Origin of the sequence: Agrobacterium sp. DE0009 (genome assembly GCF_007680755.1) — a bacterium.
In the GTDB taxonomy this organism is placed as follows: Bacteria; Pseudomonadota; Alphaproteobacteria; order Rhizobiales; family Rhizobiaceae; genus Agrobacterium; species Agrobacterium tumefaciens_B.
This window is the reverse complement of record NZ_VEIU01000003.1, coordinates 405,968-422,496: the sequence shown is the minus strand read 5'-3', so window position 1 is coordinate 422,496 and position 16,529 is coordinate 405,968. Positions and strand designations below refer to the sequence as shown.

Here is a 16,529-nt window from a genome sequence, read left to right as displayed (position 1 = left end):
GACCCTCGAAGCCCGGGGTGCTTCTTTTATGATCTAGACCTTCATAGACAGACCGTTTTAAAACGGCGTTTGGGGACAAGGATGCCATCAACCAACACCGCCGGACCATCCGACGCGGGCAGAAAGCTGCCGCTGCATTGGATAGGCGTCGTACCTTTTGCCGTTTTTGTGCTGCTGTTTCTGATCATGCCGACGATGAAGATCGTCATTGGCGCATTTCAGCGGGCAGACGGCACTTTCACGCTGGAAAACATCCAGGGACTTTTTACCGCCTCCATCCTTTCGGCCTACTGGATCTCGATAAAGATCAGTCTCGCCTCTGCCGCACTCGGTTGTCTGATCGGCTTTGCCGTGGCCGCAGCCGTGGTGCTCGGCGGTCTGCCGCAGCGCATTCGCGGCCCGCTTCTCACTTTTTCCGGCGTCGCCTCGCAATTTGCCGGCGTGCCGCTTGCCTTTGCGTTCATCGCAACACTCGGCCCGGTCGGTCTGCTGACAGTCTTTCTGAAGACGCAGGTCGGCATTGACCTGAGGCTCCTGGGCTTCAACATCCTGTCTTTCTGGGGCCTGACGGTCACCTATCTTTTCTTCCAGATTCCGCTGATGATCCTCATCATCACCCCTGCGCTTGACGGCCTGAAACGCGAATGGCGCGAGGCTGCGGAAATTCTCGGCGCGACCGGTTTTCAATATTGGCGCATGGTGGCCTTCCCGATCCTGCTGCCCTCGCTGCTCGGAACCATGTCGCTGCTTTTCGCCAACGCCTTCGGCGCCGTCGCAACCGCTATCGCGCTGACCGGCTCCTCTCTCAATATCGTGCCGATCCTGCTTTTTGCGCAGATCCGCGGCGACGTCCTTGGCAATCCGCATCTCGGTTACGCGCTCGCCTTCGGCATGATCGTCGTGACCGGTATCGCCAACGCACTTTATATCTGGCTGCGCGCCCGCAGCGAAAGGTGGCTGAAATGAAGCGTTTCTTCGCCTGGGGCGCGCTGATTTTCGGCCTGCTCTATTTCGCCCTGCCGCTGATCGGCATGACCAATTTCTCCCTGAAGATGCGGCGCGGCGAATATTCCTTCGACGCCTATGCAAGGGTGCTGACCGATCCACGCTTTCAGGAAACCTTCAGCTATTCCGTCGTGATGGCGCTTTTCACCATCGTTTTCGGTGTTCTGCTTGTTGTGCCAACCGCCTATTGGGTGCGCCTGAAACTGCCGGGCCTGCGCCCCTATATCGAATTCATCACGCTTCTGCCGCTGGTCATCCCGGCCATCGTCATCGTCTTCGGTTACATCAGGCTCTACAACACCTCGAGCTGGCTGCCGCTGACCGGCACGAGCTTCGGCACCAACCTGCTGTTGATGTTCGGTTACGCCACGCTCGCCCTGCCCTATATGTACCGCGCCGTCGATACCGGTCTTCGAACCATCGACGTGGCCACACTAACCGAAGCGGCGCAGAGCCTCGGCGCGGGATGGACCACCATCCTGTCGCGCATCATCCTGCCCAATGTCCTGGTTGCCGTGCTGTCGGGCGCATTTCTGACCTTCGCCATCGTCATCGGTGAATTCACCATGGCGGCCCTTTTGAACCGCCCGGCCTTCGGCCCCTACATGCAGCTGCTCGGCGCCAACCGCGCTTATGAACCGGCAGCACTTGCCGTGATTTCGTTCGGCATCACCTGGGGTTGCCTCGGTCTCATCCAACTCGTTTCCCGTTATCAGAAGGGCGCGCCTCCCAAGGCCTGAGGACAAGATTTTCATGAGCTTTTTGACACTTAGCAACATCAAGAAATCCTTCGGCTCCGTGCAGGTCGTGCATGATTTCAACATGGCCATCGAGAAGGGTGAATTCGTCTCTTTCCTTGGACCATCGGGCTGCGGCAAGACGACCGTGCTGCGCATGATCGCCGGTTTTGAAACGCCGACCGGCGGCTCGATCGTCATCAATGGCAAGGACCAGACGGCGCTGCGCCCCAATCAGCGGAACATCGGCATGGTTTTCCAGGCCTACGCCCTGTTTCCGAACATGAACGTCTTTGAAAACGTCGCCTTTGGCCTGAAAGTCGCCGGCAAGCCGAAAGCCGAGATCGAAGCCCGCGTGAAGGAAATGCTCCAGCTCATCCATCTGGAGCATCTGGCGGACCGTTACCCCTACCAGATGTCGGGCGGCCAGCAGCAGCGCGTGGCGCTTGCCCGCGCGCTCGCACCAAAGCCGGAAGTGCTTCTGCTGGACGAACCGCTTTCCGCGCTTGATGCCAAGATCCGCGTGTCGCTGCGCGAAGAAATCCGCCAGATCCAGCAGAAACTCGGCATCACCACCATCTTCGTGACCCACGATCAGGAAGAGGCGCTGTCGATTTCCGACCGCATCGTTGTCATGAACGGCGGCCGCGCCGACCAGATCGGCTCGCCTTTCGATATTTACAACAAGCCTGCGACCCGTTTCGTCGCCTCCTTCGTCGGTACGCTCAACCTTATCGACGCGATCGTCGTGGATGCCGCGGCGAACGTCATACGCGTCGGCGATCAGCAGATCACCCTGCCGCGACCAGTGGAAGCGGCCAATGGCGAAAAGATCACGCTGGCCTTGCGGCCGGAAGCCGGCGCGCTTGGCGCGGACGCCAAGGGTGATGTCGCGATATCAGGCATCGTCACCTCCAGTCAGTTCCTTGGCTCCGTCATCCGTACCCGTCTTGATCTCGGCGGGTCGACCCTGTCTTTCGACATGTTCAACGATCCCGGCACGGCGCCCCCGGCCGTTGGCGAGCAAGTAACGCTGAAATTTGCCGCCAACGATCTCATGGTAATCAAAGATTAAATCGCTTTCCTCTGTCGAGGGAAATCGTTAAAGCAGGCCTCATATCGACCGCAAATGAAGATGTGAGGCTGCTATGCGCGCGTTATTCTATGAACGTTTTGGCGAAACCCCTGTCGTTGCCTCTCTTCCCGATCCGGAGCCGACAGAAAACGGCGTTGTCATCGCCGTCAAGGCAACCGGTCTTTGCCGCAGCGACTGGCATGGCTGGATGGGCCATGACCCCGATATCCGCCTGCCGCACGTGCCCGGGCACGAATTCGCCGGTGTCATCGCCGCCGTCGGCAAAAACGTCAGCCGCTTCAAGACCGGCGACCGAGTCACCGTTCCCTTCGTTTCGGGCTGCGGACATTGCCATGAATGCCGCTCGGGAAACCAGCAGGTTTGCGAGGCGCAGTTCCAGCCTGGATTTACCCACTGGGGTTCTTTCGCTGAATATGTCGCCATCGACTTCGCCGATCAGAACCTCGTTCACCTCCCGGAGACGATGAGCTATGCCACTGCGGCGGGCCTCGGCTGCCGTTTTGCCACCTCTTTCCGGGCGGTGACGGATCAGGGACGGCTGAAGGGTGGCGAGTGGCTGGCGGTTCATGGCTGCGGCGGCGTCGGCCTCTCCGCCATCATGATCGGCGCGGGTCTCGGCGCACAGGTCGTCGCCATCGACATCGCCGACGACAAGCTCGACATGGCCCGCCAGCTCGGCGCGACCGCAACGATCAATAGCCGCACCGTTGCCGATGTCGCCGAGGCCGTGCGCGACATCACCGGTGGCGGCGCGCATGTCTCGGTCGACGCGCTTGGCCATCCGCAGACCTGCTGCAATTCCATCAGCAACCTGCGCCGGCGCGGACGCCATGTGCAGGTGGGCCTGATGCTTGCCGACCATGCCATGCCAGCCATTCCCATGGCGCGCGTTATCGCACATGAGCTCGAAATCTACGGCAGCCATGGCATGCAGGCATGGCGTTACGAGGACATGCTGGCCATGATCGAAAGCGGCAGGCTCGCGCCTGAAAAGCTGATCGGCCGCCATATCTCCTTGAGCGAGGCCGCAACGGCCTTGCCCGCCATGGACAGGTTTCAGGAAAGCGGCATCAGCATCATCGACCGCTTCGAATAGCGCTCCAACCAGCCTCATGCGTTCCGCCGACCGAAAGCTCTGGCGGGGGTGCCGGTCCGGGCCGGTAACGGCTCATCCGGTGCCGGACCACGATCCTTCAGACCGCGCGATACCGGCTCGGCAGGCGCGTCGCCCTGGTTTCGTTTCGCCAGCCGCGCCCTGCGAGCCTCAAGCGGCGCGAGCGGCTCCTCCTCATCCTGCGCCTTGCTGGCCTTGACAAAAGACGTTGTGGACAAGCGGCCAAGCCAACGCACGATCTGCATCGTCTTGTGAACCAGCACGAAGATGCCGACGACGACGACGGCGAGCACGATCGCAAGCGTCCAGGATGCGTTGCTGCCCCTTGCCGCCCGCTCCATGCGGTCCTTCGTCGTCGGATCGAATCCAAGCTTCGCTTTCAACCTGGCGATATCCGCATCGGTGAGTTTGCTGTACCACTCGCCACGATATAGAACGTAGCCGCTGTTCTTTTCGCTATTGAGATAACCGAGATCATAGGCCTCCCCGTTGCGGAGAAACGGCTCTGTGTCCGGCAGGTCGTAAACAAGATCGATCGTCTCGCCGCCGCCAAATGAGGGCAAGACAGAAAACCGGAACCGACCCGCCTCGGATTCACTTGCAAATATCGCAAAAAACAGAAATGCGACCGAAAAGAGTGCAAGATGCATCATTCACATCTCTCAAATATAAAATATGGATAACAATTAAACATGCTCCATTAATTTGGAGTTTATACTGTTTATATAAGTCTACTTTTTATTTATATTAGAGAAAATCGACGAACAATACATGAAAATATAGGATTCTATATTTTAGTAATTTAAAAAAATCAAAAATTCCAGACCGCCATGACCGATCCCGGTTGGCGCAGCAGCCATTGGCGCAGCCGGCGCGCGACGGTAGACTGCAATGAAGCGCAATCGATTTGCACCATCTCCTTGATCGTGCATCGGTGTGTGGCGATCGGAAAACTGGATGAAGGACCGCGACATGCTGTTTCTCGACAGCGTTACGATGAAGGAAACGCAGACTGACAGGAACGGCTATCCCTTCTCCGTTCCGGCGCTGCGGCATCTGGAGCGTCTGGACTTCAAGACGCCGATCACCTTGTTCGCCGGCAATAACGGCTCAGGCAAGTCCACCTTGCTTGAGGGGTTGGCGGCAGGCATGACGGCCTATGCGATCGGCAATCACGGCCAGGTGGCGGGCGATCTTTACCTCCAGCACGCCGAAACGGTCGCAAAGGCATTTTATTTCGCCCGCAAGAAACACCCGAAAATCCGCATGTTCCTGCGCGCTGAGGACGTGCTGGGCTACATTCGCCGCCAGAATGAGGAGGCGCTGGACGATTTTCGGTGGGAACGCGAGAAAGCTCTGAAAAAAGGCGAAGACTTCCCCGACGAAACCCCGGAAACTTTTCGCAAGATTGTCCGTCACAATATTCTGGATTCGAGATCGCACGGCGAGGGATTTCTCGACATCCTCCACCGCCGGGTCCATGGCGCAGGCCTCTATTTTCTCGACGAACCCGAGAGTCCGCTTTCCATGCAGAAGCAACTTGAACTGGCCGAACTGATCCGCAGCGCGGCCGACCATGGCGCGCAGCTGATCATCGCCACCCACTCACCTGTGCTGCTGGCCATTCCCGAAGCGACGATCTACTCCTTCGATGACGATGGAATTAGCGAGCGTCTGTACGATGAACTGGACAACATCAGCTTTCTGCGGCGTTTCCTCGACCGTCCGTCAAAATACCTGAGCGATTGAGCATCGATAAGGCTTGAAATCGCAGCGCGCATGTCGCATTCCCGTAAGTAATACATAATTTAGAAGAGAAGCGGCGTCATGTCTCCCACCACCACCCCGGCAGCAGCCCGGCCACTCAACAGCCAGGATTACAAAACGCTAGGCCTTTCGGCACTGGGCGGTGCGCTCGAATTTTACGACTTCATCATTTTCGTATTCTTCGCGACCGTTATCGGACATCTGTTCTTTCCGCCTGAAATGCCGGACTGGCTGGTGATGATCCAGACTTTCGGCATCTTTGCCGCCGGTTATCTGGTCCGTCCGCTCGGCGGCATTGTGCTGGCGCATTATGGCGACCGGTATGGCCGAAAGCGCGTGTTCGCCTTCTCCATCCTCCTGATGGCGCTCTCCACACTCGGAATGGCGCTGATGCCGACCTATGCCACCATCGGCGTGGCCGCTCCCATCCTGCTCATCATCCTGCGCATGCTGCAGGGTGCGGCCATCGGCGGTGAAGTACCGGGTGCATGGACCTTCGTTGCCGAACATGTGCCTTTCCGCCGCGTCGGCCTTGCCTGCGGTTTCCTCACGTCCGGTCTTTCGTTCGGCATCATGCTGGGCTCACTGATCGCCTTTGCCATCAACTCGCTCTTCACACCGGAAGATGTGGCCGGTTACGCCTGGCGCATCCCTTTCCTGCTCGGCGGCGTCTTCGGCCTCATCGCGGTCTATCTGCGCCGCTGGCTTGAGGAAACGCCAATCTTCATGGAAATGAAGAAGTCCAAGTCGCTCACCGACAAGCTGCCGCTTGGGCTGGTGCTGAAGCATCATATGCGCGGCGTGATCATCTCCGCCCTGCTGACATGGGTTCTGTCGGCAGCGATCGTCGTCACCACGCTGATGACCGCCACCTTCCTGCAAAAGCTCTACGGCTATACGCCAACGCAGGCGCTCGCCGGTACCAGCTTCGGCACGCTCTTCCTGATCTTCGGCGTCATCATCGCCGGAGCGCTGATCGACCGTGTCGGCTCGGGCATCTTCTTCATGGGCGCCAGCATCTTCTTCGGCGTCGCCACTTTCACCTTCTATAGCTATGCCGGAACCTCGCTTCAGACCATGTTCCTGCTCTATGGCGTCATGGGCCTTTCCGTCGGCATGGCGGGTGCGGTGCCCTATGTCATGGTCCGCGCCTTCCCGGCCTCGGTCCGCTTCTCCGGCCTCTCCTTCGCCTACAATGTCTCCTACGCGGTCTTCGGCGGGTTGACGCCGATTGGTGTGACGACAGCGCTTGCGATCAACCCGATGGCGCATGCCTGGTATCTGGTGTTCATCGCCATCCTCGCCTTCGCGCTCGGCGTCTATCTCTATCTGCGCGGCAGCGAGATCGAAAGTCATGTCGGCATTGAAGAATTGGCGGCGTTGCGTTCGTAGGTTTGACGTAAAAAAAAGCGCGGGCAGGCCCCGCGCTTTTTATTGAGGAGGCAATGCGTCGAGCCTCACGCCGCGCTGTCGATCTCTTCTGCCGCATTCGTCGGCACATAGTTGAGCACCGGGCCAAGCCAACGCTCCACCTCTTCCACCGGCATATCCTTGCGGCGCGCATAATCCAGAACCTGGTCGCGCTCCACCTTGGCAACGCCGAAGTAATAGCTTTCGGGATGGCCGATATAGATGCCCGACACGGAAGAACCCGGCCACATGGCATAGCTCTCCGTCAATTCCACACCCGCTGCATTGGTGGCATCGAGCAGGGCGAACAGCGTCTTCTTTTCGGTGTGGTCGGGCTGGGCCGGATAGCCAGGCGCGGGGCGAATGCCCGCATAGGCTTCCGAGATCAGTTCGTCGCCATTGAAGTTTTCCTGCGGCGCGTAGCCCCAGAATTCCGTGCGCACCCGCTCATGCATGCGCTCGGCAAAGGCCTCAGCGAAACGGTCTGCCAGCGCCTTGACGAGGATGGACGAGTAATCGTCATTCGCGCGCTCGAAACGCTCGGCAATCGCCACTTCCTCGATACCCGCCGTCACCACGAAGCCGCCGACATAATCGGCAACGCCGCTGTCGGCAGGGGCGACGAAATCGGAAAGCGCTACATTCGGACGGCCGTCACGCTTGGAAAGCTGCTGACGCAACGTGAAGAAGGTCGCCAGTTCTTCTTTACGGCTTTCGTCCGTAAACAGCCTGATATCGTCGCCCACGGCATTGGCCGGCCAGAAGCCGATCACCGCGCGCGGCCGGAACCACTTCTCCTCGATAATCTTCGCAAGCATCGCCTGCGCATCGGCATAAAGCTGCCGCGCCGCCTCGCCCTGCTTCTCGTCATCGAGGATTGCCGGGAAACGGCCCTTTAACTCCCATGTCTGGAAGAAAGGCGTCCAGTCGATGTAACGCGAAAGCTCCTCGAGGTCATAGGTCTCGAACACCTTGGTGCCAAAGAACTGCGGCTTGACGGGCTCATAGCCAGACCAATCGATCTTATGCGCATTCTCCCGGGCGCGGGAAAGCGGCAGGCGCTGCTTCTCACGCTCGTTACGGGCATGAGCCTCCGCCACCTTGGCGTATTCGGCGCGGATGCCATCGATATAGGCAGGCTTCTGCTCATCGGAGAGAAGCGCGGAAACGACACCCACGGCGCGCGAGGCATCGGTGACGTAGATCGCCTGCCCTGCCTCGTAACGCGGATGGATTTTCACCGCCGTATGCACACGGCTAGTGGTTGCGCCGCCGATCAGGAGCGGAATGTCGAAACCCTGCCGTTCCATTTCGGCGGCCACATGCACCATCTCGTCGAGCGACGGGGTGATGAGGCCGGAGAGGCCGATCACATCGACCTTTTCCGCAACGGCGGTCTCGAGGATCTTGGTCGCGGGCACCATCACGCCGAGGTCGATGATCTCGTAATTGTTGCAGGCGAGAACGACGCCGACAATGTTCTTGCCGATATCGTGCACGTCGCCCTTGACGGTCGCCATCAGCACCTTGCCGGCGGCCTTCTTCTCTTCGCCGCCATTCAGGCGCTTTTCCTCTTCCATGTAGGGAAGCAGAACGGCAACCGCCTGTTTCATCACGCGGGCGGATTTCACCACCTGCGGCAGGAACATCTTGCCCGAACCGAAGAGGTCACCCACCACGTTCATGCCGGCCATCAGCGGCCCTTCAATGACGTGCAGCGGACGCTCCGCTTTCTGGCGCGCCTCTTCCGTGTCGGCCTCGATATAGTCGGTGATGCCGTTGACCAGCGCGTGCTCCAGCCTTTTCTCGACGGGAAGTTCACGCCAGGACAGGTCCTGAACTTTGGTATCCTTGGCGCCTGTGCCACGGAAACGCTCCGCGACCTCCAGCAGGCGTTCGGTCGCATCGTCGCGGCGGTTCAGCACCACGTCCTCGCAGGCCTCGCGCAGCTCCGGATCGATATTGTCGTAAACCGCAAGCTGACCGGCATTGACGATGCCCATATCCATGCCAACCTGGATGGCGTGGTAGAGGAACACGGCATGCATCGCCTCACGCACCGGTTCGTTGCCGCGGAAGGAGAAGGACAGGTTGGAAACGCCCCCCGAAATATGCGTAAGCGGCATGGTTTCGCGGATGGTCTTGGTGGCCTCGATGAAATCAACGCCGTAATTATTGTGCTCCTCAATACCGGTCGCGACAGCAAAGACGTTCGGATCGAAGATAATGTCCTCGGGCGCCAGGCCGGCTTTTTCGGTCAGCAGCTTGTAGGCACGCGCGCAGATTTCCACCTTGCGCTGATAGGTGTCCGCCTGCCCGACCTCGTCAAACGCCATGACGACAACCGCCGCACCGTAATTGTGGACGAGCCGCGCCTGCTGGAGAAACTTTTCCTCGCCTTCCTTCAGCGAAATGGAATTGACGATTGACTTGCCCTGAACGCATTTCAGACCGGCCTCGATGATCTCGAATTTCGAGCTGTCGATCATGACTGGCACGCGGGCGATATCAGGCTCGGCGGCGATGAGGTTCAGGAACTCAACCATCGCCTTTTCGGAATCGATCAGGCCTTCATCCATGTTGATGTCGATGATCTGTGCGCCGTTTTCCACCTGATCGCGGGCAACGGCCAGCGCCGCCGTATAGTCACCGGCGGTGATCAGCTTGCGGAACTTGGCCGAGCCGGTGACGTTGGTGCGCTCGCCGACGTTGACGAAAGGAATGTCCTTGGTCAGCACGAAGGGCTCAAGGCCCGAAAGCGACATGAAGGGCTTGTGCTCGGGGATCGGGCGCGGCTTGTAATCCTTGACAGCTTCCGCAATCGCCCGGATGTGCTCTGGCGTCGAGCCACAGCAACCGCCAACGATGTTGACGAGGCCGTCGCGGGCAAAACCCTGCACCTGACGCGCCATGATCTCAGGCGTTTCGTCATATTGGCCGAACTCGTTCGGCAGGCCGGCATTGGGATAGGCGCAGACGAAGGTATCGGCGACATCGGACAATTCCTGCAGATGCGGACGCATGGCGTCGGCACCCAGCGCGCAGTTCAGACCGATGGTGAAGGGGTTGGCGTGGCGCACCGAATTCCAGAAGGCAGACGGCGTCTGGCCGGACAGCGTGCGGCCGGAGAGATCGGTGATCGTGCCTGAGATCATGACCGGCAGGCGGATGCCTTTTGCCTCGAAACGCTCCTCGCAGGCAAAGATCGCCGCCTTGGCGTTCAGCGTATCGAAAATCGTCTCGATGAGGATGATGTCGGCACCACCGTCGATCAGGCCATCGATCTGTTCGCCATAGGCAATGCGCAGGTCGTCGAAACTGACGGCACGGTAACCGGGATTGTTGACGTCAGGGGAAATCGAGGCCGTGCGGTTGGTGGGGCCGATGGCGCCCGCAACGAAACGGCGGCGGCCATCTTCCCGCTCCGCGCGCTGGGCGGCGCGGCGCACGATCTGTGCGCCTTCGCGATTGAGATCGTAGACGGCATTTTCCATCTCGTAATCGGCCTGCGCAATGCGTGTGGACGAAAACGTGTTGGTTTCCAGAATATCCGCCCCGGCCATGGCGTAGCGGTAATGGATGTCTTCGATGGCGTCCGGCTGGGTGAGGATCAGAAGATCGTTATTGCCCTGCTGGTGGCAGGCGCATCCGATGAAGCGATCACCGCGAAAATGATCTTCGTCAAAACCGAGCCCCTGGATTTGCGTACCCATGGCGCCGTCGAGAATGAGGATGCGTTCGCTTGCAGCTTTGCGCAGCGCCTGGAAGATTTCCGCGCCGTCGCGCTTTGCCCCCACAGGGCCAAAAAGATCGTCTAACACCGGCACACTCCCCATTTCCGCTTCGCAAAACCACAAATCGTCAAGTCACATAAAGATATGTTTATGTCAATATATCTTCAAGGCAAAGGAATGTCTTTGCGCCCATGGGGCACGTTACGAAATATCGCTGCCAGATGACAGGCCTCTATGGCAAGGATATAAGCCGAAGCAGCAAATCGCATGGAGGAAGACATGGCCGAGGACGACCACAACAGCCGCAACTGGAATACACTGCCCTGGCACCGCCAGTGGCTGGTAAAACAGGCCGAGGGGCTTTTCGACTTCTTCCAGTACCGGGCCCTCAATCCTGCCGGCGGCTTTTTTGATCTGGACGCCAAAGGCGCGCCGCTGCAGCCGAACGACCCGATGCGCGGCATCCACGCCTCCGCCCGCATGGTGCATTGCTTCTCCATCGGCCATCTGCTTGGCCGTCCGGGCTGCGGCGATATCGTCGACCACGGCATGACCTATCTCTGGAACAGACACCGCGACAGCGACCATGGCGGTTATTTCTGGCAGGTGAACGATGCCGGCCCAGTGGACGCCACCAAGCAGGGTTATGGCCACGCCTTCGTGCTTCTGGCCGCCTCTTCCGCCAAAATCGTCGGCCACCCGCTCGCCGACCGGATGCTGGCCGATATTACCGATGTGCTGGAAACCCGTTTCTGGGAAGAGAAGCACGGCGCTATCGCCGAGGAATTCAACCGCGACTGGTCGCCCATCGACACTTATCGCGGCCAGAACTCCAACATGCATCTGACCGAAGCGTTGATGGCGGCCTATGAGGTGACCGGCGACAATAATTACCTCAACAAGGCCGAACGCATCGCCGATCTCGTCATCCGCCGCCGCGCCGGCGAACTGGATTTCCGCGTGCCGGAGCATTTCGACGAGAACTGGACCCTCGACAAGGAGTATCGCGGCAACGAAATGTTCCGCCCCTCCGGCTCCACACCCGGCCATTGGCTGGAATGGGCCCGCCTTATTCTCCAGCTCTGGGTGCTGGGCGAACGCCGGCACGACTGGATGCCTGTCGCCGCCAAATCCCTGTTCGTGCAATCCATGGCGCTTGGCTGGGACCGGGACAAGGGCGGCTTCTTTTATACGCTCGACTGGAATGACACTCCCGACAAGCGGGCCAAACTCTGGTGGCCCATGTGCGAGGCGGCGGGTGCGGCGCACTTCCTCAACGAAAACCTGCCGGCGGACCCCTTCTACGAAGACAGCTACCGCCGCATCTGGAGCACGATTGCCAACAGCTTCATCGATCATCGAAACGGTGGCTGGCATGAGGAGCTGACGGAGAATCTGGTGCCCGCTCACACGCTATTCCCCGGCAAGGGCGATATCTACCACGCGCTCCAGGCCTGCCTCATCCCGCTCTTTCCGGCAGCGGGAAGCCTGACAAAGGTCATCCGCGACAGCGGTGGAGACTTCTAAGGCGCGCTGCGAGACCGTTGGTTATGCCGGCCCAGGGCCGGCATAACGCCACGAGGCGTGAGGCTTCGCATCAGAACCCGATCGTTTCCTCGAAATCATCCCAGGACTGATACATTTCATAGCGCCCGATGCCGGGTATAGGCACGTGTCCGTAATAGGGCGAGAGCTGGAATTCGGCGGCGGCCTCGCTCTTGCCGGCCACGGCAGACACATAGATCGCGGAGGCAAGACCCGTTCGGTTCGCCCCATGTTCGCAATGGATCAGGACGGGCTTTTCGGCATTTCGCAGCACGGCTGCAAGCGTTTCCGAATCGTCGACCGAAAGCTTTTCGCTCGAACTCATCGGATAATCGATAAGGCGGATGCCATTGTTTTTCGCCGCGCGGCTCTCAGCCTCATACCATCCCTCGCGCTTTTCATCGCGAAGATTGATGATGGTTTTGATCCCGTAAGCCTTGGCATAGGCCGCGATGTCCTTGCCGCTCGGCTGAGCCGAACGGTACAGTTCCCCGGGTATGACCTCATGAAAATTTCCGGTCAGCTGACCGATGCCCATATGCGCGCCGGCCAGAACCGGAAGCCCAACGACGCAGACAGCGGTGATTTTCAGGAATCTCAGAACAAGGCGCAAAACATCAACCCACGAAGCCGATCGGATGCAGGGGAAGTGGCATTGCAAATGGACGAAAACAAGTCAGCAGGTGCTGACGACACCGCCGCCCGCCGCAGTTAGGGCACCGAACTGCCACTTGAAGCCGCTGAGATATAAGGCCTTTACGACACCCACTGACCGGCTCGAGATTTTTCAAAATGCCGTGATGGCTGCAGGCCCTGACGTCTTCAGCCAAATTCCGCGGAGATAACGGTGACGCGCCATTCCAGCCGTTGCGGCTCTACCCGCTCATTGTTGCGCAGCCGGAAAGAGCGGCAGGCGGAAAAAGTCTGGCCCGCCTCTATTCGCCTCTCACTTACCTGATAGGGATCAAAGGCAACCGAGGCGCGGAAGGCAGGTTCGAACCCTTCGAGCGTATAGGTCAGCCGCTGCACCGCGACCGCATTGTCGTTACGAAAGCTGACGCGGATCGGCAGTGCCGGGTCCGGGCAAGCCGCGTCGAAGCTGGCGGTTGCAATGATATGTTCCAGGCGCTGGCTACCGCGCTGCCAATCATAAATCACGAATGCCGCCGTTGTGGTCCAGATCAGCAGAAGGCCGATGACGACGGATTTCAGATGCCGTGGAAATGCAATGAGAGAAATGAGAAGGATGGCACTGAGAACGGCTCCGACAATCACGTCGCCCCTCCTCCACTAAAATCAATCTCCATTCGATCTCATCCTCCCATGCCTTATCACCCTCGGTCTGTCTTTAGGGGCCAATGCCGTCCGACCGACCGTATGCGCCATGACGTCGAAGCAAGGGCTGCGGCAGACAGCCACAACTTTATGGTCGCCTTCCCCCCTGTCAAGACAACCAAGCGTGACACCTTGCATCAACCCTGGCACCTTCGATGCAACAACACGCGGAACCAAATGCAGCCAAAGGCGTTCCCAGCAACAGTAGAATGATGCGGGGCGATAAAAAGCCGCGATCCGGGGTCGTTGGCCAAGCAATGCCGAGAGGACGCACAGCCTCTTGGAACCGTGAAATCCAGCCCCATATTAAAAGTAGCTAATTTATGCTATGGATGTCAGTCAGCTCAGGGAGAAAACGATGAAAACGCTGATCGTAACGTCACTCCTGGCCCTGTCGGCCAGCACGGCGATGGCCGCGGATGCGGTTTATGAAAACCCGGCACCGCCAGTCGCACAGGAAACACTGCCCGTCTTTACCTGGTCCGGACCTTACCTCGGTATTCAGGGTGGTGCAGGCTGGGCGAACGGCGATTTTTCAGCCGGCGGACCCGTCGTATCGGATAGTTTCGATGGAGGCGTTCTCGGTGCCTTCGCAGGCTATAACTATCAGTTCGATAACAACTTCGTCCTGGGTATCGAAGGTGATGTCGATTACAACTGGAACGACAACGACTATGCGGGTGTCAACGTCGGCACCGACTGGCAGGGATCCGTTCGCGGACGCGTGGGTTATGCCTTCGACCGCGCATTGATTTACGGTACTGCCGGCTGGACCGCGACCCGCGGCTTCATCGAAACGCCCGGCGGCAAGGACAGCACGACCTTTAACGGTTATACCGTTGGCGCAGGCCTGGACTATGCGTTTACCGACAACGTGTTCGGCCGCCTGGAATATCGTTACAACGATTATGGCGACAAGGACATCTTCGGCATCAATACCGATTTCGATCAGCACACGGTCAAAGTGGGCCTCGGTGTGAAATTCTGATCACCGACCAAATTTACCAGGAAAAGCCCGGCCAAGCCGGGCTTTTTGCGTATCGGGGCTAAATTCCTCCCCACCCGTTCGGCTTGCTCGCCCACGCAACATGAACATTCGGCAATCCGCCATTCACAGGCCGTTCACCCATACTGTGCCATCATCCGGGCATAATAGGCCTCTATCTCCGCAAGCAGGCTTATGGAGTAGCCCCGATGAAAAAGATCATTCTTTCTACCATTGCCGCGCTTATCGCGACTGGCAGTGTTTTTGCGTCCTACGGCACCGCTGCCGCGCAGGATTATCCCTATCGTCCGCGCTACGACCGTGGTTATGACCGCGGCGGCCCGCCCCCACCGCCCTACCGCGAACATCGCCGCCACAATGACGGCGCCGCCATTGCCGGCGGCCTCGCCGCAGGCGTCATCGGCGGCCTGATCGGCGGCGCAATCGCCAACGGCAACGGCGGCCCCCGCTACTATGAACCGCCACCGCCGCCCCCGCCGCGCTGCTGGTTCGAAGACCGGCGCGTGCCCAATTCCTATGATGGCGGGTGGCACACGGAAAGCATGCGGGTCTGCGACTGATTCCAAACACCTGTTAGTCTGGCTTGCCCTCGGCGCAAGCCAGACGAACTCCAGACGAGACACGACGCGTCGCAAAGCCGCAATCGTCAAGCCATTCTCCGTAAGCAATTGTGTTCAAAGGGAAATGGTGGGCCCGGAGGGACTCGAACCCCCAACCAAGCGGTTATGAGCCGCCGGCTCTAACCATTGAGCTACAGGCCCTTTCCGGAAAAACTCGTCCGAAACCACCGGTCCGCAATGGTTCGAATCCGGTGGGTCACGCTCTAACGCAATTTTTTGAGCCCGACAAGCCAATCATGCCTGCCAAGAGCGATCCCGCCGCATTCGCTACACAATCTGAGGCAATACCCGTCGCAGGGACTCAATCATAGAGGAAACACCATGAAGACTAAAACGGCCCGCCTTTTCGCGCTCACCGCAATGACGGCAGCAGCCATCATGCCGCTTGCCGCCCAGGTATCTGCGCAGGAGGCCAACCCGCGCGAAGCCACGATCAGTGTTTCCGGCGAAGGTCAGGCGGCCATTGCTCCCGATATGGCGATCCTGTCATTCAGCGTCGTCAAGCAGGCAGAGACCGCCGCCGCGGCACTCACCGAGAACTCCAAGGCGCTGGCGGACGTTCTGAAAGCGCTCAAGGACGCCGCCATTGAAGACCGCGACCTGCAGACCAGCAACTTCTCGGTGCAGCCGCTCTACAAACATTATGAACCGAAGGACGGCGTTTACGTCGCGCCTGAAATCACAGGCTATCAGGTGTCCAATGGGCTCACGGTTCGCGTGCGGGACCTGAAGAAACTCGGCACGATCCTCGACACCTCAGTCAAACTTGGCATCAACCAGGGCGGCGACATTACCTTCACCAACGACAAGCCAGACGCAACGGTGACGGAAGCCCGCAAACTGGCGGTTGCCGATGCCATGGCGAAGGCGAAAACCCTGACGGAAGCCGCAGGCGTCAAACTCGGCCGTGTCATCCAAATCAGCGAAAACATGCAGCGCCCGATGCCGGTGCCCGCAGGCGCGATGCGCGCTTCGATGATGAAGGAAGCCGATAGCGTTCCCGTTGCTTCCGGCGAGAACAACTACAGCGTCGTCGTGAACGTGACCTTCGCTCTCGATCAGTAAGTGCACGAGCGGGCGGCACGCTATCGTGTCGCCCGTCATTGCCTACGCGTCGGCGCAACGTCTTCCTGAAAATGAATTGCCCCCCGCCTGTCCTT

At 59.2% G+C, this 16,529-nt stretch carries 14 protein-coding genes and 1 tRNA gene; 10 read left to right on the top strand and 5 right to left on the bottom strand.

The window, feature by feature from the left end; genetic code table 11:
• Positions 1-81 precede the first annotated feature (81 nt).
• From FS804_RS14760 to FS804_RS14745, 4 genes are all read left to right on the top strand, one after another.
• Positions 82-966: an ABC transporter permease subunit gene (locus FS804_RS14760; protein ID WP_144577304.1), complete on the top strand. Its 885-nt coding sequence runs from the start codon at positions 82-84 to the stop codon at positions 964-966.
• Positions 963-1,745 carry an iron ABC transporter permease gene (locus tag FS804_RS14755; RefSeq protein ID WP_063950620.1) on the top strand — a complete coding sequence of 261 codons (783 nt, stop codon included), beginning with the start codon at positions 963-965 and terminating at the stop codon, positions 1,743-1,745. The genes FS804_RS14760 and FS804_RS14755 overlap by 4 nt, the downstream gene beginning before the upstream one ends.
• Before the next feature lie 13 nt (positions 1,746-1,758).
• Positions 1,759-2,817, top strand: a complete 1,059-nt coding sequence (locus tag FS804_RS14750; protein WP_063950621.1) for an ABC transporter ATP-binding protein — start codon at positions 1,759-1,761, stop codon at positions 2,815-2,817.
• Positions 2,818-2,890: 73 nt separating this feature from the next.
• Entirely contained in the window at positions 2,891-3,934 is a 1,044-nt protein-coding gene (locus FS804_RS14745; protein ID WP_063950622.1) for a zinc-dependent alcohol dehydrogenase family protein, read from the top strand.
• Between the two features lie 14 nt (positions 3,935-3,948).
• Here the strand turns inward: FS804_RS14745 and FS804_RS14740 are convergent, their stop codons facing one another.
• Positions 3,949-4,605 carry a hypothetical protein gene (locus tag FS804_RS14740; RefSeq protein WP_144577302.1) on the bottom strand — a complete coding sequence of 219 codons (657 nt, stop codon included), beginning with the start codon at positions 4,603-4,605 and terminating at the stop codon, positions 3,949-3,951.
• Between the two features lie 319 nt (positions 4,606-4,924).
• Between FS804_RS14740 and FS804_RS14735 the strand changes: the two genes are divergently transcribed.
• Together FS804_RS14735 and FS804_RS14730 are read left to right on the top strand one after the other, a co-directional pair.
• Entirely contained in the window at positions 4,925-5,701 is a 777-nt protein-coding gene (locus FS804_RS14735) for an AAA family ATPase (protein ID WP_144577541.1), read from the top strand.
• Between the two features lie 78 nt (positions 5,702-5,779).
• A complete protein-coding gene (locus FS804_RS14730; protein ID WP_144577300.1) occupies positions 5,780-7,111 on the top strand; it encodes an MFS transporter in 1,332 nt (443 codons plus the stop codon).
• A gap of 65 nt (positions 7,112-7,176) precedes the next feature.
• Here the strand turns inward: FS804_RS14730 and metH are convergent, their stop codons facing one another.
• The gene (gene metH / locus FS804_RS14725) at positions 7,177-10,950 is read right to left on the bottom strand and encodes a methionine synthase (RefSeq protein WP_144577299.1); all 3,774 of its coding nucleotides are present in this window, start codon (positions 10,948-10,950) and stop codon (positions 7,177-7,179) included.
• A gap of 180 nt (positions 10,951-11,130) precedes the next feature.
• Between metH and FS804_RS14720 the strand changes: the two genes are divergently transcribed.
• On the top strand, positions 11,131-12,390 hold the full coding sequence (locus tag FS804_RS14720) for an AGE family epimerase/isomerase (protein ID WP_186376811.1): 1,260 nt from the start codon (positions 11,131-11,133) through the stop codon (positions 12,388-12,390).
• 70 nt (positions 12,391-12,460) lie between these two features.
• Here the strand turns inward: FS804_RS14720 and FS804_RS14715 are convergent, their stop codons facing one another.
• Both FS804_RS14715 and FS804_RS14710 read right to left on the bottom strand, forming a co-directional pair.
• The gene (locus FS804_RS14715) at positions 12,461-13,021 is read right to left on the bottom strand and encodes a dual specificity protein phosphatase family protein (RefSeq protein WP_063950626.1); all 561 of its coding nucleotides are present in this window, start codon (positions 13,019-13,021) and stop codon (positions 12,461-12,463) included.
• A gap of 209 nt (positions 13,022-13,230) precedes the next feature.
• Complete coding sequence (locus FS804_RS14710; protein ID WP_063950628.1) at positions 13,231-13,683, bottom strand: hypothetical protein; 453 nt, start codon at positions 13,681-13,683, stop codon at positions 13,231-13,233.
• Positions 13,684-14,101: 418 nt separating this feature from the next.
• Between FS804_RS14710 and FS804_RS14705 the strand changes: the two genes are divergently transcribed.
• Together FS804_RS14705 and FS804_RS14700 are read left to right on the top strand one after the other, a co-directional pair.
• Complete coding sequence (locus tag FS804_RS14705; RefSeq protein WP_144577295.1) at positions 14,102-14,731, top strand: outer membrane protein; 630 nt, start codon at positions 14,102-14,104, stop codon at positions 14,729-14,731.
• Between the two features lie 206 nt (positions 14,732-14,937).
• The gene (locus FS804_RS14700) at positions 14,938-15,309 is read left to right on the top strand and encodes a hypothetical protein (protein WP_063950630.1); all 372 of its coding nucleotides are present in this window, start codon (positions 14,938-14,940) and stop codon (positions 15,307-15,309) included.
• Positions 15,310-15,434: 125 nt separating this feature from the next.
• Here FS804_RS14700 and FS804_RS14695 read toward each other — a convergent pair.
• Positions 15,435-15,510: transfer RNA gene (locus FS804_RS14695), tRNA-Ile, on the bottom strand.
• 180 nt (positions 15,511-15,690) lie between these two features.
• Here FS804_RS14695 and FS804_RS14690 point away from each other — a divergent pair.
• On the top strand, positions 15,691-16,434 hold the full coding sequence (locus FS804_RS14690; protein WP_063950631.1) for an SIMPL domain-containing protein: 744 nt from the start codon (positions 15,691-15,693) through the stop codon (positions 16,432-16,434).
• The last annotated feature ends 95 nt before the right edge of the window (positions 16,435-16,529 follow it).